This window comes from Kitasatospora sp. NPDC101183 (assembly GCF_044767945.1).
Lineage (GTDB): Bacteria > Actinomycetota > Actinomycetes > Streptomycetales > Streptomycetaceae > Kitasatospora.
This window is the reverse complement of sequence record NZ_JBIWOW010000005.1, coordinates 118784-138848: the sequence shown is the minus strand read 5'-3', so window position 1 is coordinate 138848 and position 20065 is coordinate 118784. Positions and strand designations below refer to the sequence as shown.

Annotated in this window: 23 protein-coding genes; 13 read left to right on the top strand and 10 right to left on the bottom strand. The window is 73.9% G+C overall.

Annotation, left to right across the window (positions count from 1 at the left end):
* Positions 1 to 4: 4 nt before the first annotated feature.
* From ACIRRS_RS08225 to ACIRRS_RS08200, 6 genes are all read right to left on the bottom strand, one after another.
* A complete protein-coding gene (locus tag ACIRRS_RS08225) occupies positions 5 to 1300 on the bottom strand; it encodes a tetratricopeptide repeat protein (protein ID WP_402966661.1) in 1296 nt (431 codons plus the stop codon).
* 51 nt (positions 1301 to 1351) lie between these two features.
* A complete protein-coding gene (locus ACIRRS_RS08220) occupies positions 1352 to 1747 on the bottom strand; it encodes a DUF2267 domain-containing protein (RefSeq protein WP_402966659.1) in 396 nt (131 codons plus the stop codon).
* 186 nt (positions 1748 to 1933) lie between these two features.
* Positions 1934 to 2473 carry an acyl-CoA thioesterase gene (locus ACIRRS_RS08215; protein ID WP_402966657.1) on the bottom strand — a complete coding sequence of 180 codons (540 nt, stop codon included), beginning with the start codon at positions 2471 to 2473 and terminating at the stop codon, positions 1934 to 1936.
* A complete protein-coding gene (locus ACIRRS_RS08210; protein ID WP_402966655.1) occupies positions 2470 to 2904 on the bottom strand; it encodes a hypothetical protein in 435 nt (144 codons plus the stop codon). The genes ACIRRS_RS08215 and ACIRRS_RS08210 overlap by 4 nt, the downstream gene beginning before the upstream one ends.
* Positions 2905 to 3191: 287 nt before the next feature.
* Entirely contained in the window at positions 3192 to 4184 is a 993-nt protein-coding gene (locus ACIRRS_RS08205) for a DUF6528 family protein (RefSeq protein WP_402966653.1), read from the bottom strand.
* Between the two features lie 34 nt (positions 4185 to 4218).
* Entirely contained in the window at positions 4219 to 5622 is a 1404-nt protein-coding gene (locus tag ACIRRS_RS08200; protein ID WP_402966651.1) for an NAD(P)/FAD-dependent oxidoreductase, read from the bottom strand.
* 155 nt (positions 5623 to 5777) lie between these two features.
* Here ACIRRS_RS08200 and ACIRRS_RS08195 point away from each other — a divergent pair, with 155 nt between their 5' ends.
* Complete coding sequence (locus ACIRRS_RS08195) at positions 5778 to 6935, top strand: FHA domain-containing protein (RefSeq protein ID WP_402966649.1); 1158 nt, start codon at positions 5778 to 5780, stop codon at positions 6933 to 6935.
* A 9-nt stretch (positions 6936 to 6944) separates the two neighbouring features.
* Here ACIRRS_RS08195 and ACIRRS_RS08190 read toward each other — a convergent pair whose 3' ends face one another.
* Positions 6945 to 7418 carry a hypothetical protein gene (locus tag ACIRRS_RS08190; RefSeq protein ID WP_402966647.1) on the bottom strand — a complete coding sequence of 158 codons (474 nt, stop codon included), beginning with the start codon at positions 7416 to 7418 and terminating at the stop codon, positions 6945 to 6947.
* 282 nt (positions 7419 to 7700) lie between these two features.
* Here ACIRRS_RS08190 and ACIRRS_RS08185 point away from each other — a divergent pair, with 282 nt between their 5' ends.
* The 3 genes from ACIRRS_RS08185 (at position 7701) to ACIRRS_RS08175 (ending at position 9214) form a co-directional block, all read left to right on the top strand.
* Positions 7701 to 7898, top strand: a complete 198-nt coding sequence (locus tag ACIRRS_RS08185; protein WP_402966645.1) for a hypothetical protein — start codon at positions 7701 to 7703, stop codon at positions 7896 to 7898.
* Positions 7899 to 8141: 243 nt separating this feature from the next.
* Positions 8142 to 8834 carry a 4'-phosphopantetheinyl transferase gene (locus ACIRRS_RS08180; RefSeq protein ID WP_402966643.1) on the top strand — a complete coding sequence of 231 codons (693 nt, stop codon included), beginning with the start codon at positions 8142 to 8144 and terminating at the stop codon, positions 8832 to 8834.
* Positions 8831 to 9214: a barstar family protein gene (locus ACIRRS_RS08175; protein ID WP_402966641.1), complete on the top strand. Its 384-nt coding sequence runs from the start codon at positions 8831 to 8833 to the stop codon at positions 9212 to 9214. The genes ACIRRS_RS08180 and ACIRRS_RS08175 overlap by 4 nt, the downstream gene beginning before the upstream one ends.
* 18 nt (positions 9215 to 9232) lie before the next feature.
* On the opposite strand, the gene ACIRRS_RS08170 is transcribed toward ACIRRS_RS08175, so the two are convergent.
* Positions 9233 to 10126, bottom strand: coding sequence for a polysaccharide deacetylase family protein (locus ACIRRS_RS08170; protein ID WP_402966639.1), 894 nt, complete (start codon positions 10124 to 10126; stop codon positions 9233 to 9235).
* Positions 10127 to 10343: 217 nt separating this feature from the next.
* Here ACIRRS_RS08170 and ACIRRS_RS08165 point away from each other — a divergent pair, with 217 nt between their 5' ends.
* The gene (locus ACIRRS_RS08165; protein WP_402966637.1) at positions 10344 to 11957 is read left to right on the top strand and encodes a CehA/McbA family metallohydrolase; all 1614 of its coding nucleotides are present in this window, start codon (positions 10344 to 10346) and stop codon (positions 11955 to 11957) included.
* A 119-nt stretch (positions 11958 to 12076) separates the two neighbouring features.
* Positions 12077 to 12535, top strand: a complete 459-nt coding sequence (locus tag ACIRRS_RS08160; protein ID WP_402966635.1) for a hypothetical protein — start codon at positions 12077 to 12079, stop codon at positions 12533 to 12535.
* A 3-nt stretch (positions 12536 to 12538) separates the two neighbouring features.
* On the opposite strand, the gene ACIRRS_RS08155 is transcribed toward ACIRRS_RS08160, so the two are convergent.
* A complete protein-coding gene (locus tag ACIRRS_RS08155; protein ID WP_402966633.1) occupies positions 12539 to 13954 on the bottom strand; it encodes a hypothetical protein in 1416 nt (471 codons plus the stop codon).
* Between the two features lie 44 nt (positions 13955 to 13998).
* Here ACIRRS_RS08155 and ACIRRS_RS08150 point away from each other — a divergent pair, with 44 nt between their 5' ends.
* The 7 genes from ACIRRS_RS08150 to ACIRRS_RS08120 all read left to right on the top strand — a co-directional run bounded on the left by ACIRRS_RS08150 (position 13999) and on the right by ACIRRS_RS08120 (position 19292).
* The gene (locus ACIRRS_RS08150) at positions 13999 to 14805 is read left to right on the top strand and encodes a Crp/Fnr family transcriptional regulator (RefSeq protein WP_402966631.1); all 807 of its coding nucleotides are present in this window, start codon (positions 13999 to 14001) and stop codon (positions 14803 to 14805) included.
* Between the two features lie 171 nt (positions 14806 to 14976).
* Entirely contained in the window at positions 14977 to 15828 is an 852-nt protein-coding gene (locus ACIRRS_RS08145) for a hypothetical protein (protein ID WP_402966629.1), read from the top strand.
* The gene (locus ACIRRS_RS08140) at positions 15825 to 16160 is read left to right on the top strand and encodes a hypothetical protein (RefSeq protein ID WP_402966627.1); all 336 of its coding nucleotides are present in this window, start codon (positions 15825 to 15827) and stop codon (positions 16158 to 16160) included. The genes ACIRRS_RS08145 and ACIRRS_RS08140 overlap by 4 nt, the downstream gene beginning before the upstream one ends.
* Positions 16161 to 16195: 35 nt before the next feature.
* Positions 16196 to 16942 (top strand): hypothetical protein, encoded by a 747-nt coding sequence (locus ACIRRS_RS08135; protein WP_402966625.1) that lies wholly within the window; start codon positions 16196 to 16198, stop codon positions 16940 to 16942.
* Positions 16939 to 17244, top strand: coding sequence for a DNA-binding protein (locus ACIRRS_RS08130; protein WP_402966623.1), 306 nt, complete (start codon positions 16939 to 16941; stop codon positions 17242 to 17244). The genes ACIRRS_RS08135 and ACIRRS_RS08130 overlap by 4 nt, the downstream gene beginning before the upstream one ends.
* Positions 17241 to 18338, top strand: a complete 1098-nt coding sequence (locus ACIRRS_RS08125; protein WP_402966621.1) for a hypothetical protein — start codon at positions 17241 to 17243, stop codon at positions 18336 to 18338. Before ACIRRS_RS08130 ends, ACIRRS_RS08125 begins: the two co-directional genes overlap by 4 nt.
* Before the next feature lie 144 nt (positions 18339 to 18482).
* On the top strand, positions 18483 to 19292 hold the full coding sequence (locus ACIRRS_RS08120; protein ID WP_402966620.1) for a class I SAM-dependent methyltransferase: 810 nt from the start codon (positions 18483 to 18485) through the stop codon (positions 19290 to 19292).
* Positions 19293 to 19327: 35 nt separating this feature from the next.
* Here the strand turns inward: ACIRRS_RS08120 and ACIRRS_RS08115 are convergent, their stop codons facing one another.
* Complete coding sequence (locus tag ACIRRS_RS08115) at positions 19328 to 20020, bottom strand: response regulator transcription factor (RefSeq protein WP_402966619.1); 693 nt, start codon at positions 20018 to 20020, stop codon at positions 19328 to 19330.
* Positions 20021 to 20065 lie beyond the last annotated feature (45 nt).

Below are 20065 nucleotides of genomic sequence, written 5' to 3'. Positions count from 1 at the left end.
AGGTCTACCCGAAAACGGCCACGGCCTCCTCGATCCGGCCGAGGTCGAGGAGGTAACCGGCCCGCCAGCCGAGCAGGTCGGGAGCGCCCTGTTCGAGCACGGCAACGGCCTGCTCCGTCCGTCCCGCCTCTGCCAGCAGCAGGGCGAGCCTCGTGACCGCGTAGCGGCGGTCGGCCTCAGGGTGGCGCCGGACCTCCTCGACGGCGTCATCGATCCGGCCGCAGGCGGCCAGCAATTCGAGCCGGTACCAGAAGATCTCTTCCTCCGCGTCCTCCCAGCTCGACCTGACGGTGTCGAGTAGAACCAACCCCTCCTCCAGGCGCCCCTGATGGCCGTACAGGCGGCACAGCTGGGCGACGATCCACTTCGCCGCGCCGTCCGGGGCATCGGCCGCCGCGCGCAGGATCTCGATCGCCTCGCCGTGCCGCCCCTGCCGCGCGAGCAGCGCGGCAAGGTGGGCCGCCGCCAGGTCACGGGCGTAGGACCCTTCCTCGGTCCCCCGGGAGAAGGCCACCAGCCCCTCGACGTCACCGCGCTCCTCCAGCAACTCCACCAGGCACTGCACGGCCTCCTCGCGGTAGCCGGAGACCGCGTAGTCACGCAGTTCCTCGATCCGGCCGAGCCGGGCCAGCAGGTCGGCCAACTGGTCACGGCCGTTGACGGAAGCGCAGTCCCGGGTGTGCAACAGAGCAATCGCCTCCTCGACTCGCCCCTGCCGCTCGCGGATCGTCGCGAGCAGGCTGATGGCATTGAACGGCTCGGGGCTGTGGTGCTCGCAGGACAGACCACAGCAGCCCGTCCGCGGGGCGATCTCGATCTGACGCACCAGCAGCTCGACCGCTTCCTCCTCGCGGCCCGTGGTCCAGGCGATGTCGACGAAGGGTTCGGCGAGGACGTAGTCCGTGATGCGCGGGCGCAGCAGTGCCAACGCCTCGTCGCCCCGCCCGTGCCGGGCGAGCAGGCGCGCGAGGGGCGCCAGCGTCAGCCGGTCCCCACTCTTCGCGTGCCGCCGTACCAGCGCGATCGCCTCCTCGGCCCGGCCGCCGGCCTCCAGCACCTCCGCCACGGCCTCGACAGCCGACTGGTTGCCTCTCGCCAGGTACGGGGCGAGGACCTCCAGTGCCTCCGGTACCCGTTCCTCGGCCACGAGCAGCCGCGCGCACTCCTGTGCACAGAACCACTCGCCGCACTCGGCCCAGGACTTCAGCTCCTCCCGGCGACCGGCGTCGAGGAACCGCGAAGCCAGTTCGCGCGAGATTCGGTCGGACCAGGCCCAGGAGTCAGGATCAATGGTGTTCACACGGACGAACGCTAGTCCCGACCTCCGACAGGCCCGGACCCGACCTACCCCTCACGCCGGGAGCGGGTGGCCGAACAACAGGTCGTAGCCGTCCGGGAGTTGCTCGACCACTCTGTCCAGCAGCTCCGCCGGGGCGAGGTCCCCGACAGTGCTGAGCACGGCGCCGATGTCCCACTGGGCCGTGGCCGTCGTCGCGCCGTCGATCCAGCCGACGACGGCCTCGACGAAGCGGGCGGCGGTGAGGGGTTCGGCGGCGGGGTGGGCGTCGCGCAGGAGGCTCGCGTAGGTCTCGGGGAGGGCGGCCGCGAGTTCGGTGCGCTCGGCGCCGACGAGGTGTTCGCCGAGGAGTGCGAGCACGACGCGGGCGGCGTGGTCGGCCTCGGCCTGGCCCCGGTACTCCCCGCGTTCGACGACGCGGGCGAGGAAGTCCTCCCGGGAGATGGTCATCACGTCCTCCTTCCGGTCGGCGCGGGCGACCGGTGGGACGTACCGACGGGACGTTCCGGCGCCCGACCTGCTCAGCCTACCGCCGCGTACCGCCGCCCGGGTGGGCCGGCGGGGCGCTGGACCGGGCGGGCGGATCGACGCCGTTGTCGATCGCGCCGCCGGTGCGGGGCACGGGAGGCCGGGGGTTCAGCCGGCCGTGGTGCGGCAGAGTCGGCGCGGACCGGCCGGCGATGACGCTCTGCCACCGTCCACGGGCTGCCGCGGCGCCGGGGTCGTGAGGGAGGCGAGCGACGCCGTCCGCGCCGCCTCGGACATAAACCCGCCCAGGAAAAGCCGCTCGTTCTGGCTGAGATTGCGCGAGCGCCCGGATTCCCGGTCCCGTGCGACCACGACCGTCCGCGCCCTCATGAATGTGAGGCGCGCCCGGCAGACATTCACCTCGACGTGCGCGGAACTCCGCCCGAGACGTTCGACGGTCAACCACACGGAGAGCGGCTCGGGCCGGTGGTGCAACTGCTCCAGATAATCGATCTCGTGCCGCGCGATGATGAATCCGGACGGGAACAGGGATTCCCGGACGGCGGTCGCGTGGTGGCAGAACAGGTCGTAAATCCCCTCCTGGATGTAGCCGACCAGCCGGGCGTTGTTGATGTGCCCGTTCTCGTCGACGTCGCTCCACCGGGTGGGGCAGGACAGCACGTGCCCGACCGGGCTCGCCGCGCTCACTGCTCCGTCAGCCCGGCGCCGGTGCCGCCGCCCGCGGGGAGCAGCGCGCGCTGCAACCGGGCGTAGTAGCCGGAGTGTTCGGCTGCCATACGGGCCGCCGTCCAGCCTTCCTCGGCGGCCTCGGCGGCGGCCTGGACGACCAGGCTGTCGAGGACGGCGTCCACCGAGCGGCACAGCTCGGCGACGGCCGCGAGCCGCTCGTTGACGTCGGCGCCGCCGTCCGCCCCGCGGGCGGGGAACGCGGCGAGGGAGTCGACGGCGAGCTGGAGGTCGTCGACCTTCTCGGACTTCTTCTCCGGCGCGCATTCCGGCGTGGGGGCGATCCCGGAAACAGCCCCGGAAACGACCCCGGAAACGGCCTCGGAATGGCCTTCCGAATTCCCGGGCTGCGGCGCGCCGGACGCGTTCTGCGGATTCCGCATCGTCGTCATGTTTTTCTCCATGGCGTATTCCGGCCTTTCACGGCCAGCGACTGGTGTTCTCGTGCATCGGATCAGCACCGGATCAGCACCGGATCGATGTCGGCCCCCCGACGGCTTCGACGCTATCCCAGTCGGCGCGAGTCGGCAGATGGTTTCCGGAGGTCAACCGGAAACTGACTTCCATTGGAGTAGTTTGCCGGGGTACACAATATGCCCCATCAGCCGAATGCCTTCGGCGATCCGAGTGGTACGGCCGACTCGGAGGCGAAAACCGACTACCGAGCGTCACCGATCTGCTATCGGAGGCTCCACCACCGGGCCTTGTACAGGTGCGTGCCCCGCAGCACCCGGGTGCCCTCGGGCCGGTGAAGGGTGATCACCGAGGTGCACCAGTCGCAGGGGCCGGTGTGCTCGGGGGCGACGGTGAGCAGCCGGCCGGTGAAGGGCTCGTCGCCGACGCTCTTGAGGTCCCGGTCCGAGCCGGGCCCGGCCGGCCGCACGGGCGTGAAGCGGTCGTCGCCCGGGTCGTACCGGTAGAGGTGCCGCAGCGTGACGACCCAGAACAGTCCGGGGGCGCCGAGGACGGGTGCCAGGTCGTGCCCGCCGCCGTCGGGCAGGGGCGTGCTGCGGACGGCGGTGAGCACGGGCGCCGCCGGGGTGCCGCCGACGCGCAGCGCCGTCAGGGCCCCGTCGCCGACCGCCCAGAGCAGGCCCGTCCGGCCGTCCCGGAGCACCCCGTGCGCGCCCGGCAGCCGGTACTCGGCGTACGCGGCGGCGCGCGGGCCCTGCGAGGCGGCGTACACCCGGACCCAGCCGCCGGTGCTCGCCGCGACGGCGGCGTTCCCGTCCGGGAGCAGCTCGATGCTGTGCGGGTTGGCGGCGCCGCCGAGGTCGGCCGCCCAGCGGGCGCGGCCGGTGAGGGTGTCGACGACGGCGGCCAGCCCGCCGGAGGCGGTGGTCACCAGGTACCGGCGGCCTCCCCGGACACGGCTCTTCGCCTCGGACGGGTTGGTCCAGCTGCGCTCGGGGTGCAGGTCGGCCAGCTCGGGCGCCCGGTCGGCGCTCCAGCTCCACACCACGGGCAGGCGGTCGGGGCCCTGGTAGGCCATCAGCTCCTCGGCGCTCTGGAGCACCTGGGCGCTGCGCGAGCCCTGGTCGACCACCACCACCTGCCAGCCGGGCGACTTCGCGGCGGCAGGGGTGGCAGGGACGACAGGGACGACAGGGGCGGCGGGGACGCCCAGGCAGAGGAGGAGCAGGGCGGCCGGGAGGCGGCGGAGTCGGGGCACACCCCTACCGTGCCGCCCCGGGGCCGTCCTCGCCCTACCGCCCTGACACCACGTCCGCCACCCGGGCGATCGGCGAGGTCGTCGCCCGACCGGACGCCTCCTGACGGTCGGCGGCGTGGTACGCGGCGTACATCGCGTGCACCCCGAGCCAGCGCAGCGGCTCCGGCTCCCAGCGGCGCACGGTGTGGCCGACCCAGGGCAGCGCCGTCAGCCGGGTCTCGCGGCCGAGGACGAGGTCGGTGAGGGTGCGCCCGGCCAGGTTGGCGGTCGTCACCCCGCTGCCGACGTAGCCTCCCGCCCAGCCGAGCCCGCTGCGCCGGTCCAGCTCCACGGTGGAGCACCAGTCCCGGGGCACGCCGAGCACGCCCGCCCAGGCGTGGTCGATCCGGGCGGAGGCGGCGGCGGGGAAGAACCGGTCGAGGATCGCCCGCAGCTGCCGGACGGTCTCCGCCTGGGTCCCGCCGTCGGCGTCCGTGCGCGAGCCGAAGCGGTACGGCACGCCCCGGCCCCCGAGGGCGATCCGGTCGTCCGCCGTCCGCTGGGCGTACATGTAGGCGTGGGCGAAGTCCCCGAGCACCTCGCGGCCCCGCCAGCCGGCGGCCTCCCAGAAGGCGGCGGGCAGCGGCTCGGTGGCGATCATCGCGGAGTTCATCGGCAGCCACGTCCGCTTCTCGCCGCGCAGCCCGGCGGTGAACCCCTCGGTGGCGCGGAGCACGTGGTCGGCGGTGACCGTCCCGTACGGGGTGACGGCGCGCGGCCCGGTGTGCCCGCTCCCGGGCAGGATCGCGGTGACGGGCGTCGACTCGTGCACGGCGACTCCGAGTTGGCGCACCACCCGCGCCAGACCCCGTACCAGCTCGGCCGGTTGGACGCGCGCGCCGTGCGGGGACCACGTGCCGCCGAGCGCCCCGGCCACGTCGATCCGCTCCCGCGCCTCGCGCTCGCCCAGCAGGTGCACCCGCCCCTCGCCGTACTCCCGCTCGGCCTCCGCGTACGCGCGCAGCCGCTCCAACTGCGGCCGGTTGCGGGCGACTTCGAGCACCCCGCCGCGTACGATGTCCGCCTCGATCCGCTCCGCCTCCGCGATGCAGATCACCTCGTCCACCGCCGCGTCCATCGCCCGCTGCATCGCCACGGCACCGTCCCGGCCGTACCGCTTCGCGAAGGCGGAGCGCCCGGCGAAGCCGTTGTACAGCCAGCCGCCGTTGCGTCCCGAGGCACCGTAGCCGCAGAACCGCTGCTCCAGCAGGGCGATCCGCAGGGAGGGGTCGGCGCGCTTGAGGTAGTAGGCCGTCCAGAGCCCGGTGTACCCGCCGCCGACGATGCAGACGTCCACGTCGGCGTCCCCCGGCAGCGCGGGGCCGGGCTCGGGCACCCCGCCCGCCGCGTACCAGAACGACACCTCGCCGTTGACCGCATCGACCGCGTTGACCGCCACCGCGAACCTCCCGCACCCTCGCTGACCTGCCCGGACGCTACCCGCGCCCGCACGGGCCCGACCACCGTCACAGTGGCAGGATCCGGGACCGGCCCCAGCCACCCTGTCAGCCGGTTAGCATCCCGCCAGAGGAGAAGCCGTCGAGGGGGAAGAGCGTGCCGCGCAAGGGCCCGGGAGTGGTCGTCGACGTCTCCAACGTCTGCTGGTCCAAGGAACTGCCGCCCGTCGGACGCAAGTTCCCGCTGCTCGACCGGCTGTTCCCCGTCCGCGACGCCTGGCGCGAGCAGTACGGCTCCGGCGCCCCGGTGGAGCTCGTCGGGGACAACTCCCTGCTGCGCAGCCTCCTCCCGCAGGACCGCGCCCGGCTGCAACAGCTGCGCCAGGACCCGGAGGCGGAGGGCTTCGCCGAAGTCCGGTTCGTGCCCTACGCCGACCCGGTGTTCCTGCGCCTGGCCCGGGAGCGCGACCGGCACGTCATCAGCTCCGACCTCTTCACCGACCTGCGCCGCGCCGAACCCTGGATCGAGCAGCAGCCCGAGCGGATGCTCGCCTGGACCACCGGCCCCGACGACCGGGTACGGCTGCGCCCCAGCGCCATCGTGCCGCTGCCCGCGCACCGCGTCTCCAAGGCCATCCAGATCAAGGACCTCAAGTACCTGCGCCTGCTCGACCCGGAGAGCCGCGACCACCGGCACATCCTGCGCCGCCACTGGCGCTGCACGGCGCTCGGCTGCGAGACCGCGCTGCGCTGGCCCGACGGCATGCTGGGCTGGCCCACCGTCAGCTCCGGGGGCCGCGCCGTGTGCACCTGCGGCTCCCTGCTGGAGGCGCTCGGCCCGCGCGGCGTCACCCGCAGCTTCGTCCTCTCCGACGCCACCGCCCCCGACCTGCCCGGCGGCCTGTCGGCGGGCGAGTTCCTGCGCTTCCCCGTCAGTCTCGGCGACGCCGTACAGCTGGGGCGCGGCGCGCTGCGGCACGGGTTCAACCTGGCGGCGGAGGAGCTGGCGGCGCCGCTCGCGGTCAAGCGGGTGAGCCGGGCGCACCTGCTGCTCTCGCTGGAGCAGACGGCGGGCGGCACCCCGCAGGCCTACGCGGTGGACCTCGGCTCGGGCAACGGGACGGTCGTCGTCCGCGACTCGGGCGTCGCCCGGCGGGTCGAGCCCGGCGAGCGCGTCGCCTTCGGCGTGGACGACCGGCTGGTACTGGGGGACGCGGTGGCCCTGCGGATGTCGGGGCGGCTGCACTTCACGGCGGAGCAGGCGCTGCCGCCGGCACTGGGGGACGGGGGCGACGGGATGACGCTGGTGTGGTGAGGCCGCCCCTCAGTCCCCGGTGACGCCGAAGATGCCCAGGTGCGTCGGGAAGACGCCGGTGTGGAGGAGCACGTACAGGCCCGTCCACCGCACCCGGCACTCGGCGAAGAGGCACTGCTCGCGCTCCTCGTCGCTCCGGGCCGCCCGGGAGGCGGCGGCGAGGCGCTCGTACTGCTCGACGGTGGGGCGGCCACTGCCGAAGTGGTGCGCCGCCCGGTCCCGGGCCAGGGGACGCAGGGTGAGGTGGTCGGCCGGGTTGGACGCCTTGGGCGGGAAGTCCCGGTCGAGGACGGTGACGATGTCGAGGATCGAGTGGGTGCCCTCCTCGCCCAGGAACTCCTCGTCCTCGTGCAGCTCCTCCAGGCTCGCGTAACGGGAGCCGTCGCCGAACTCCTCCTGGAACAGCCTCGTCTGCAGGGCCTCAACGGCCTCGCCGACGTCGCCGTCGCACTCGACGAGGTAGTCCCAGCTGCTGGCACCCATTGCGCCGTCCTCCCTGAAGATCGTTGACGGAGGAACGGTAGCGGAGGGGGCGGACAACGGTTGTGCCCGCCGGGTACGGGCGGGCTCCGTGGCCCCACCACCCGGTACGGCCCGAGCCGCCGCCTCCCAGCCGCCGACGGCCGTTCTTTGCGTCCCCCGGGGGCGAACTGGGGCCCTCCGGCGGCGACTTCGACACCCCCGTACGGCCGAACCCGCGTGACCCCTCCGCGCCCGGGGCGGTTCACAGGCCGTCACCCCTCTCGCCCCCGGAGGCCCCGCCCCATGCGCACCGCCCTCGCCACCCTGCTCCTCGGCGCCGTCCTGCTCCCCGCCGCAGCCGCCACCGCCGCCCCGGCCGCCGCCGCGCCCCGCGAGGTCAACCAGGGCTACAGCATCCCGGTCGGCGCCGTCACGGACCTCGGCGCACTGCCGGTCCTGGGCGGCCTCGGGCTGGACTTCGCCCGCCTGCTGGGGCAGTAGCGGGGAGGCGGCGCCCGGACTGCGGGCCGGATGTACGGCTGCGCCCTGCCCGGGCAGAAGCCTGGCGGGCCCCGCCCCGCCCCGCCCCACGCCGCCCCCCGCCGCGCCAACCGCCCAGCGCCGCTCCCGCCGTAACGCCCGCCGCCGCTCCAATCGGCTTCGCCCGGCTCGCCCCGTCGCAGTAGGGTCGGCTACGTCGCGGCGACACCACTGAGCCGCGTGGGGCCGGTGCGAGGGGGACGCGTGATCGGGGAGCTGTTGCCGGAGGCCGTCATCACGGAGGTCGCGTACGGCGATCCGCCGGAGGGGCGGCTGGAGCCCGAGGAGGCGGCCGTGGTCGCCCGGGCGGTGGAGAAGCGCCAACTGGAGTTCACCAGCGTCCGCCACTGCGCCCGGCTGGCACTCGGCCGTCTCGGCGTCCCGTACCGTCCGCTCGTGCCCGGTCTGCGCGGCACGCCGAGCTGGCCGGCGGGCGTCGTCGGCAGCCTCACCCACTGCGAGGGCTTCCGTGCCGCCGCCGTGGCCCGGGCCGGGGTGCTGACCTCGATCGGGATCGACGCCGAGCCCGCGCTGCCGCTGCCGGAGGGGGTGCTGGAGGTCGTCGCCCTGCCCTCCGAGCAGCGGCGGATCGCCGCGCTGCGGGCCGCGCACCCGCAGGTGCCCTGGGACCGGGTGCTGTTCAGCGCCAAGGAGTCCGTCTACAAGGCGTGGTTCCCGCTGGCCCTGCGCTTCCTGGAGTTCACGGAGGCCGAGCTGACCGTCTCCGCCGACGGCACCTTCACCGCGCGGGTGCTCGTCCCCGCCCCGACGGTCGACGGCCGCCCGCTGTCACGCTTCGACGGCCGCTGGACCGTCCGGGGCGGGCTGCTCGCCACCGCGATCGCCGTCCTGCCCGTGCCCTCGGAGGGTGCCCCCGGCATATCCTCGAACCCGTGACGGTGACTTATGTGATCGACGGCAATCGGATCGCCTCGCTCGACGACTTCTGGGACGCGGTGGGCAGGGAGATCGGCGAGGACGGCTACTTCGGCCGCAACCTCGACGCCTTCGCCGACTGCCTGCGCGGCGGCTACGGCACCCCCGAGGACGGCGACTACCTCATCGAGTGGCGCGACCACGAGGTGTCGCGCCGCAAGCTCGGCTACCCCGAGACGGTGCGCCGTCTGGAGCAGCGCCTCGCCCACGCCCACCCGACCAACCGCCCGCGCATCGCCGCCGAGCTGGCGGACGCCCGGGCGGGCAAGGGGCCGACGGTCTTCGACTGGCTGGTGCGGATCATCGAGGACGAGCACCCGGGCGGCCTGCGGCTCGCCTGAACCCCGCCTGAACCCCGCCTACAGAACGTCCGACAACCTGACGAACCGCCGCCCCGCCGCCAGCATCCCCGGCACCGCCGCCGCCACCCCGGGGGCGGTGCCGCCGCCCGGGTGGTTCATGTGGCCGATGACGATCGCGCCCGGCCCGGCCCCCGCCACCTCCCGCCGCACCTCGGCGGCGCTCAGCGTCGCGCCGCCGTCCCCGTTCACGGTGAAGCCGGCGACGCGTTCGCCCAGGTCGGCGACGATCCGGGCGGCCACGTCGTCGTAGTGCGCGGTGCCGGAGCGGAAGAACCGGGGCGGGCGGCCGAGCAGCCCGGCGAGCTTCTGCGCGTTGCCCGCGACCTCGTCGTACACCTCGCCCACGTCGTCCGTGCCCGCGATGCCGTACGCGGAGCGGCCGGTCACGGACAGGGGGCGGTGGACGGTGCCGTGGTTGCCGATCTCGAACAGCGGGTCGGCGGCGAGCTGTTCGAAGGTGTCGGGGTTGGCGTCGATCCACCGGGCGTTGAGGAAGAGCGTGGCGGGGACGGCGTGGGCGCGCAGGAAGTCGATCAGGTCGGCGTCGTAGCCGTTGCCGCCGGAGCCTCCGCAGGCGTCGAAGGTGAGGGCCGTCGCCCGTTCGCCCTCGGGTAGCTCGGTGAGCACCCCGGTGACCTCCAGGCCCCACTCGGTGGGGGCGGTGGCGGCGTAGCGCTGCACCACCTCGGCGCGGGTGGGCTCGCGGTGCGGGGGCTGACCGGGAGTGGGGGTCGCGGTGGGCGTCTCCGTCGGCGTGGGAGTCACGGCGGGGGTCGGCGTAGGCGTGGCCGACGGGACCGCCACCGGCGCCGCCGGCTTCGCCGCCCCCTGGCACCCCGCCAGCGCACCCCCGGCCATCGCCGCCAGCAGCACCCGCCGACTCAGCGCCACACCCGCCTCCACGTCTCCACCTCTCGGTCGCTCACCCGTTCCCCTCCCCTATGAACCGATGATCCGTCACGCCCCGCAACTCCACCGGCCCCTTCCCGCCCCTCCCCGCCCCCTTCACGGCCCCGCCCCACCCCGGTGACCCCGGCCTCACCGCAGGTTCACCCGCCGGGGTAGGCGCACGGACGACCCGCCCGCCCCCGGCCGACCGGAGACCCCGATGCCCGACCCCACTGATCCCACGGTTCCCACGGACCCCACCCGCCGTACGCTCCTCCGCAGCACCCTCGCCACCGGAGCCGCCACCGCCCTGTCCCTGGCGACCGCCGCCACCGCCACCCCGGCCGCCGCCGCCTCCCCCCACCCCGCCGGCTCCACCGTCACCCTCCCCCTCACCGGCCATCTCCCCACCGGCTGCCCCGACTTCGTCCACCTCCCCGTCGAAGTCCCCGAGGGCGTACGGGAGATCGCCGTCACCTACGGCTACGACAAGCCCCCCGTCCCGTCCGGCACACCCGGCAACTCCTGCGACATCGGCATCTTCGACGAGCGCGGCACCGACCTGGGCGGCGACGGCTTCCGCGGCTGGTCCGGCGGCTTCCGCACGGAGTTCAGCCTCTCCCGGGGCGCCGCCACCCCCGGCTACCTCCCGGGCCCGATCAACCCCGGCACCTGGCACATCGTCCTCGGCCCGTACCAGGTCGCCCCGCAGGGCCTGGACTACCACGTCGAGGTCACCCTCCGCTTCGGCGAGCCCGGGCCCGAGTTCGCCCCGCACTACCCGCCGGAGCGCGCCCGCGGCCGAGGCCGTGCCTGGTACCGGGGGGACTGCCACCTGCACACCGTGCACTCCGACGGGCGGCGCCTCCCCGAGGAGGTCGCGGCCGGCGCCCGCGCGGCCGGGCTGGACTTCATCGTCTCCACCGACCACAACACCAGCTCCTCCCACGCCGCCTGGGGCCCGCTGGCCGGCCCCGACCTGCTGATCGTCCCCGGCGAGGAGATCACCACCCGCAACGGCCACTGGCTCGCCCTCGGCCTGGAGCCCGGCGAGTTCGTCGACTGGCGCTACCGCTCGCGCGACGAGGAGTACCCGCGCTTCGTCCGCCAGGTCCACCGCTCCGGCGGCCTGGTGGTGCCCGCGCACCCGTACTGCCCGTACGTCGCCTGCCAGTGGAAGTTCGGCTACGAGCAGGCCGACGCCGTCGAGGTCTGGAACGGCCCCTGGACGTACGACGACGAGTCCGCCGTCGACACCTGGGACTCCCAGCTCGCCGTCGCCCTGCGCCACGGCCGCTCCTGGACGCCCGCCATGGGCAACAGCGACGCCCACAGCGCCCCGCAGGTCATCGGCTCGCCGCACAACGTCGTCCTCGCCGAGGACCTCACCCGGGACGCGGTCCTCGACGGGCTGCGCGCCGGGCGCAGCTGGCTCGCCGAGTCCGCCGCCGTCCGCCTGGAGCTCACCGCCGCCGGGCACGGTCGCAGCGCGGGCATCGGCGAGGAGCTGGCCGTCCCGGCCGACGCGCCGGTGGACGTGCGCCTCGTCGTCTCCGGGGTGCCCGGCGGCACCGTGCGGCTGATCACCGACGAGGGCCAGATGCACCAGGAGCCCCTGGGCGCGGACGGCTCCGGCACCGTCGTGTGGCGCACCACCGCCTCCCTCGCCGCGTACGTCCGCGCCGAGGTGCGCCACCCCCGGGCGGACGGCACGCCGGGCAAGGGCAACTCGATGGGGCCCGACCTCCCCTGGGGACCGATGGCCGCGCTCACCAACCCGATCGTGCTCCGCACCGATGGGGAGGGGAGGACTCCGGCCACCCGAGTGGACTAGGTTGATCCCCGAACGCATCAGTCGTAGGGACGAGGCGGTCGGCTGTCCGTATCCGGACGGCCCGGCCGCCGGCCCGCCTCCCCGCCCCCTGCCCCCGGCCCTCGAAGGGATCAGCAGCTGTGAACCGTACGACCGTAGGTGGGCCGGATCTCGGGGGCGGTCGGGGCGCGGGGGGCGTCCTCGTCCTCGTCGACCCCTCCGGCGCCGGTGCCGGCCAGGTCGCCGCACTCCTCGCGGCCCGGCTGCACCCGAGCGTCCACCTGCGGACGGACGACTTCCTGCGCGCGATCCGCAACGGCAACCTCCCCCCGGAGCAGCCCGAGGCCGACCGCCAGAACACCACCGCCCTCGCCGCCACCGCCCAGGCCGCCTTCGCCTACGCCACCGGCGGCTACCAGGTCGTCGTCGAGTCCCCGGCCACCCCGCCCACCCTCGACACCTTCCGCCGCGAGAGCCGCACCACCGGCGCCGCCCTCCACTACATCACCCTCCCCACCGACCCCCCGGACACCCCCGAAGCCACCGCCGACGCCATCCTCACCTCCCTCCCCCACCGCACCCACCTCCTCGGCTGGTAGCGCCTACTCCTCGTCCTTCGCCACCTCCCGGAGGGCGAGGACCGTGCCGTCGTCCGCGAACGACACCACGTCCCAGCGGTCGGCCGTCGTGCCGGTCGGCCAATCGGACCGCCGCGCGTAGGCCTGTCGGCGGTACTTCTCCAGCTCACCGACCTTCAGCAGGTCGAAGAGGTCCTCGGCCACGCCGGAGAACGCCTCGACCCGGTTCCCCAGGAGCCGGAAGACCTGGTCCGTCCCCACGAACCCCGCGGGCCCGAAGGTGTGCCGGGCGTCCCGGACGCTGGCCGAACCGGCAAAGGGCTCGTCCTCGTAGAGCCTCCTGCCCTGGTCGTCCGTCAGGTACGGTGCGATCTCCTTACCCGCGCCCGCGAACGCGAGCTGACCCGCGGCCGCCGTCCTGGCGACGACCCGCCCGAACCAGGCGGCATCTGCCCGGGGGATGAAGAAGCCGTCCTGGACGCGCGCCGACCGGTCCCCTGAGGCCGGCACCCGCACCGAACCGCTGTACGGAGGGTTCCTCCGGCGCACCTCGCCGTCGGCGCTCCCCGGTCCGGCGTCCGGCCTCACCGGCAGGAGCCCCGCCCCCGACGCCCTCAGGGCGTTGACCGTGATGCCGCCGGTCGCGAGCAGCTCGGTCGACATCAGGAGGCACGGCGTGTTGTTCCACCGGCCGAGCTGGAAGTGTTCGGCCCGCTCGGCGCCCCGGGCCAGTTGGCCGAAGGCCGTACGGTCGGCCGCGCTGGTGCGCGAAGTGGCTATCTGGTGACTGCCGTTGACCGTCACGGCGAACAGCACGGAGGGTTCGCCCGGCCGCCAGGCCTCGATGAAGTGGTCCGGTCTGGGCCGCTTGCCCAGGGTCGGCCGGTTGCCGGACTGCTTGCCGGAGCGCGCGAAGCCGGCCAGCAGCACCGCGTCGGCCTCCACGACGGACACGAGACGGTCGGGGAAGGCGTTCCGCACGGCGCGCTCCGCCACCGCGAGCCCGAAGGCCCGGCCCAACTCCCGGGCCTGCATGTGCCGGTACCACAACTCGGGGATGCGCCCGCTGGTCGTCAGTGCCAGCCTCCCCCTGCCGTCGGCGTCCAGAGCCCGGCAGTACTTGAGGACCTGCCACTGCTCGGCGAGCCCTCGGCCTCGCGCCTGCCGGGCGAGCGTCGTGGCCCTGGCCAGGGCGCCGAGCAACGCCCAGGGGGTCAGCACGAGTTCACCTCGGTCTGCGCTCGCCAGCGGCGCGAGCCCAGGCTTGCGCCGGCCCTGCTCGACGTCGTCCCGCGTCGTCCCTCCCTTGCCCTTCTTCCGCCTGCGATCCATCGCCGTGGCGGCCTTCGCAGCGTTCGCCACGAGCGTCGGCCCGGTGACGACCCGCACGGGCAGGGGGCGACGGAGTCGTTCGAGGACGTCTTCGGTGGTTGGCGCCATGCCCGGGAGGTTAGGAATCGCGGACGGGGCGCACGCAAGTGCGCATGTCGCGGCCTGCTCCGGACCCGATTCGATGCGCACGCATTTCCGTCGCACCATTCGGCGTTTCACACCCTGTTTCACGCCCCTCGGATTCCTCATCATTTCTTCCAGGACGACGAACCGGACGTCGCGGATCAGACCTGCGGTCACCGGAACGAAATGATGGGGAATCCGGAAGGAGTGCCATGGATTGCAGCCAGAAGTTGGCAGAACTGTTCAGGAAGGGGCGGAGGAAGGAATACCGCCCCGGTGAACCCATCCTGATCAAGGGGACGGCCGTGGACGACGTGCTGCTGATCGTCAACGGCTGGGCCCAGGTGACGGACCCGCACGCCGACGGCAGCGAGACCTTCCTCGACCTGCGCTGCCGCGGCGAGCTCCTCGGCGACACCGGCGTGCTCGGCGGCCGGCCGCGCAACGCGAACGTCCACGCCGTCCGGCGCACCGTCACCCTCGCCGTGGGCGGCACCCAGTTCCTGGCCTTCATCAAGCAGCACGACCTGCTCAAGCAGCTCCTGCTCAGCGCCCACGAGCAGCACCTCGCCGCAAACCGGCTCACGGGGGCACGCCGCTTCGGCTCGGCCGCCGTGACCAGCCGACTCCTGCTCGACCTGTCCCGACGCTGCGGGTCGCCGACCCTGCGCGGGATCACCCAGAAGGCCATGGCTGGAATGCTCGGCATCACCCTCCCGACTCTCCGGAAAGCCATCGCCGACCTCTCCACGTCCGGCGCCGTGCGCGCGGAATGGCCCGACGTCGAGATCCGGGACCAGGGAGTCCTGCGCGAAACCGCCCGCCTGGACGACTGATTCACGGAAACGGCGCATTCGGAACGCACCCTCCCGGCGAGAATCCGAAGTGATCCACGTCACACTTCGATCAGGAGGGAAAATTCTTTCCCTCCCGGCCTCCGCCGGCCGCACATCCTCGAAATGCGACCGCCCCCGCGGTCCGGAAATCCCATTCCATCGAGGAGTGCCGTGTCCGAGCCGTACGACCACGCCACATTCGTCAGCCTCCCCCTCCCGCCCCGCCAGGGCCTGCTCGCGGTGGACGCCAAGGACTCCATGAAGCTGCCGGCCGCGAAGCAGGCGGCCCTGAGCCGGGCCATCACCGAGACCCTCGACCGGGCCCTCGACCTCGCCGGGCTCGGCTCCATGCCCCGGCCGTTCACCACCAACACCGGCGACGGGCTGTCCTTCGGCTTCCCCCCGGAGTTCCTCCCCTTCGTCGTCCACCCGTTCATCGACCGGTTCAACGAGGTCCTCCTCGCCTACAACGCCCGCGGAGTCGGCCTGAACGTGCGGCTCCGACTGAGCCTGCACGCCGGTTCCGTGCCGCTGACCGGCGGCCGGCCCGGCGACGGAAACGCCACGCCCCGCAGCGAACTCCACAGGCTGCTCGACTCCCGGCCCGCGCGCCGCTACCTCGACCTCGGCAGCCCGAACGCCACCCCGCTGGTGGCGATCGTCTCCGACCCGCTCTACCAGGAGGTGGTCGTGGGGGGCTACTGCGGCTTGCCCCGCGAACGCTTCACCGAGGTCCACGCCGAGGTCGACGGCAAGGACTTCGCCCAGCGCGCCTGGATGTACGTGCCCACGCCGTCCGGCGACCTGCTCCCGCCCGAGTCCGGCCCGGCGCCGGACGCGCCCGTGCCCTCGGGCCCCGTCCCGAACCCCGACGCGGGCGGCGCCGGCCGGGCCCGCCCTGCCCCTCCCACCCGGTCGGTCCGCGTCCAGCGGCTCCAGAACGGCGTCAACGCCATGGACTCGATCGTCCACAGCGTCGAGAACCACGTGACGACCGGCTCCGAGTCCGCGGGGACCAGGTGACCACGGCCCCCGCCGACCGCGGGTTCCCGGGCGGCGAGCCGTCGTCGCCCGGGGGCCCGCCCCACCACCAGTACGTCGAGAACGGCGCCAACCTCAACGGCGCCCAGGTGAAGGCGATCTACATCACCAACCACTACGGGCCCTCGCCCGACCACGCGCGTCGGCAGCGGCCCCCCGCCGAAGAACGGCCGCACCTCCTGCCGCCCGACCTGACGGCGCACATGCTCACCCTCACCTCCGCGCTCGCCGGCCTGGCCGCGTCCGTACGACGTGCCGCGTCCGCCCTCCGGCAGATCGCCGCTCGACCCGCGAACCTCGAGCCGAGCCCCTGACCTCCGCCGACCGTTCCCTCCGATCAGGAGAAACCGTGGCTCCACTCCCTCCCACCCGACTCTTCGACCTGGTCGAGTCCCGCGTCGCACGGCCCGACACCGGCCTCCCGCACGCCTTCCGCGTCACCACCACGGACGGCCGCTTCGACCTCACCCCGGCCGAGGCCCGCCGACTCGTGCACGGCCCGGACCGCGCGGGCCCCCTCGCCCGGGCGGTGTGGCGCTTCGCCGTCCAGACCGCCCGGCCCCCGGCACCGCAGCCCCTCTGGGACGTCCTGCCGGTCTGGCTCGCCCTCCCCCGGCTGCGGCCCGCCGTTCACCACATCCACCGCCGGCTCCGCACCGACCGCAACGACCTGGAGGCCGCGGCCGTCGAGGCGATGATCGAGGGCTCCCTGCGCTTCGAGGACACCGGCGACGGGCTCGCCGGTGAGCGCCTGATGCGCGCGGCCACCGGGAACGCCTGGCGTGTCGCCAAGCAGGGGTGCCGCGAGCGGACCGTCCGTCACTTCACCGCGCTGACGGACAAGCGCGGTGGCCTCTGGCAGCCCCCGTCGGCCGACCCGGCCTCCTGGGAACTCCAGATCGCCCCGCCCGACCGCCCGGACGGCCTCGCCGCGCCGCTGCACTTCACCGTGTCCCGCGAGCGCCTCACCGGCGAACGCCTCGGCGCGATGGCGGCCGGGATCGGGCTGCACGAGATCGTTCACCGGGCCCGCCGGCCGAGGGCCGGCCGGCGCATCGGAACCCTGTCCCTCCGACCTGCCGGGAGCCCCCGATGAGCTACTCCCCCGAACGCGCACTCTCGTTCGCCGAGGCGTTCGACCTGCCGCTGTGCGTGGACCTCAGCACCGCCGCGAGGGCCTTCGGCGTGTGCCTGGCCACCGCCTACCGGCTTGTCCACCTCGGCTGGTTCCCCTGCCTCGTCCTCCGGGTCGGGCACCAGTACCGCGTCCCCACCACCTCCCTCCTGCGCGCCCTGGACATCGAGGAACTGCCTGTCCACGCCAACGACTTGGCGGCGGGCGCCGACTACGCCACCCGCCTCGACGGCCCGAGCACCGGCACGGAGGACACGCGATGACCGTCATGCCGATCACCGCGCCCGAGCCGGACGACCCCCCGGCCGCGCCCAGCTGCTTCGTCATCGGCCCCATCGGGGACGAGCACGCGGAACTCGACAGCGCGGAGCGGCGCGTCTTCGAGCGGGCCCTGCTCGTCTACGACGAAGTCGTCCGCGCCGCCTGCCGCCCGCACGGCATCGACCCGCTGCGCGCCGACGCGATCGCCGACGCCGGAGAGATCACCGATCAGATCCTCGCCCACCTCAACGGGGACGACCTCGTCATCGCCGACGTCAGCGGCGGGAACCCGAACGTCATGTACGAGCTCGGCTACCGCGACCGCGCCGGAAAGCCGACGATCCTGATCGGCGAGACGGGGCTCCTGCCCTTCGACATCGCCCGCAAGCGCACCATCCGCTTCCGGCGCGACCGCAGCGGCCTGGTCCAGGCGCGTGAACAGCTCCACCGGTTCCTCGCGGAGGGGCTCGGCAAGGGGTTCAACGCCTTCGCCCCGGCCGACCCGGCACGCGCAACGCTCGTCCCCGCGGTCGCGGGGACCGGGGAACCCGAGGAGCCCGAGGACAGCGCCCCCGGACTCTTCGAACGGATCGCCCAGGCCGAGCTGCAGATGGAGGCCTCCATGGCGGACCTCGCGGACATGGAGGAGGCGGCCATGCACTTCGCCGTCGCCGCCGAGGAGTTGACCTCCGAACCGAACCGGTCACCCAGTGCCGCGCTGGTGGTCGTCAAGCGGTTCTCCGACGCCATCGCCGCTCCGTCCGCCGCCCTGCGGTCCAGCGCCGAGGCGTTCGGCCGGCGGATGGCCGACATCAACGCCGGAATCCACGCGACGCTCGACATCCTCGAGCAGCAGCCCGAGGAGGAACGCGGCCCCGAAAGGTCCGCCATGCTCACCGGGCTGATCGAGACCGGTGAGCAGGTGCGACACAGCGCGACCGACGTCGTCGCCCTCGGGGCGATCATGCGTCAGGTCTCCGGCTACTCCCGCGTCCTGCGCACCCCCGCCCGCGAGGTCTCCGCGGCCGTGCGCGCCTTCGTCACGGTCCTCACCGAGATCGAGGCCTGGGAGAACCGGGCCCGCGCCCTCCAGTAGGTCCGGCACGACGGACTCGGGTCGTCGCCCCTCACGGGGTGACGACCCTTCGTCACTTTCCGTGTTCTATCCGGTGCCGGTTTGGGTACGTACCCCGGCGCGCCCGACGGTCGGGTGCGACGCGAGCACGGAGGCCTGGCGGCCATGGACCACAACCACATCCCGCCGACGGTACGGCGCACCTACGGCACGGACGACCTGTCGACCGCGCCGTCCTTCGCCGGGGGATTCATCAACTTCGGCGACTGGCAGGGGATCGACCTCGCCGCACCGACACCCGAGGACCGGGTGCGCAGTCAGGAGCAGCTCTACCGCCGGGCGCTGCGCGTCTTCGAGGAGCCCCGGGAGCGGACGCGGCTGGCGGAGGTCGGCTGCGGGCGGGGGCTCGGGGCGGCGCTGGCGCTACGGGAGTTCCGGTTCGCCTCGGTGACGGGCGTGGACATCCACCCCGACCAGATCGAGCGCGCCCGCGCCGTCAACGCCCTCGCCCTGGCCACCTATCCGGACCGGCTCGCCTACACCCTGGGCTCCGCCGACGAACTGCCCTTCCCCGACGCCTCGTTGGACGGCGTGTTCTCCGTCGAGGCCGCCCAGCACTTCCGCGAACTGACGAGCTTCGCCCGGGAGAGCGCCCGCGTCCTGCGCTCCGGCGGGCGCCTGGTGGTCACCACGTTCTTCGCCGCCCCCGGCGCGGACATCGCCGAGCGCCTCAAGATCCTCCTCGCCAGCTTCGCCGACGGCCTCGACATCCCCCACACCCTCGGCGACTTCACCACCGACCTCGCCGCCGCCGGCTTCACCTCGGTGTCCGTCGAACCCATCGGCCCCGACGTCTGGCCAGGCCTCGACCGCTACCTCGCCGACACCGTCCCCGCCGGCCACTGGACCCGCAACTTCCTCCCCGCCTGGCGCGACGGCCTCCTCGACTACCACCTCCTCACCGCCACCCGCTGACCCGCGGGGCGGCGCAGGCCCGGCGCCCGGCGTGTTCACCGGGCGCCGGGCGCCGGACGGAGGGGGGTGAGGCGGTAGCCGAGGCCGCGGACCGTCTGGATCTCGCAGCGGGCGCGGGCGCGGGCGAGTTTGCGGCGGAGGGCGGAGATGTAGACCTCGACGATGTTGAGGTCGCCGCTGAAGGCGTTGTCCCAGACGGCGTCGAGGATCTCGGGTTTGGGGATCGCCTGGTCCGGGCGGCGGGCCAGGCATTCCAGGACGCCGAACTCCTTGGCGGTGAGGCGCAGTTGCTCCCCGGCGACGGTGCAGCGGCGGGCGGCGGGGTCGACGGTGAGGTCGCCGACCTCCAGGGCGGCGGGGCGCCCTGCGCCGCCGCGGCGCAGGAGGGCGCGCAGCCGGGCGGCGAGGACGACGTGGGAGAAGGGCTTGCTGAGGAAGTCGTCCGCGCCGCAGTCCAGCGCGTCGGCCTCGTCGTACTCGCCGTTCTTCGCCGTCAGCACCAGCACCGGTACGGGGTTCCCGGCGCGGCGCAGTTCCTCGCAGACCTTGAAGCCGCTCATCCCGGGCAGCATCAGGTCCAGCACCACCGCCGCGTACCCACCCGACGCGGCCCGCGCCAGGCCGTCCGGGCCGTCGTGCGCCACGTCGACGGCGTAGCCCTCGGCCCGCAGCCCCCGGCTGAGCGAGCGCGCCAGCCGTTCCTCGTCCTCGACCAACAGGAGTCTCACCGGGCGAGCTTAAACCGGCCCCGGGGGCGGTGGCGGGAGTCTGAA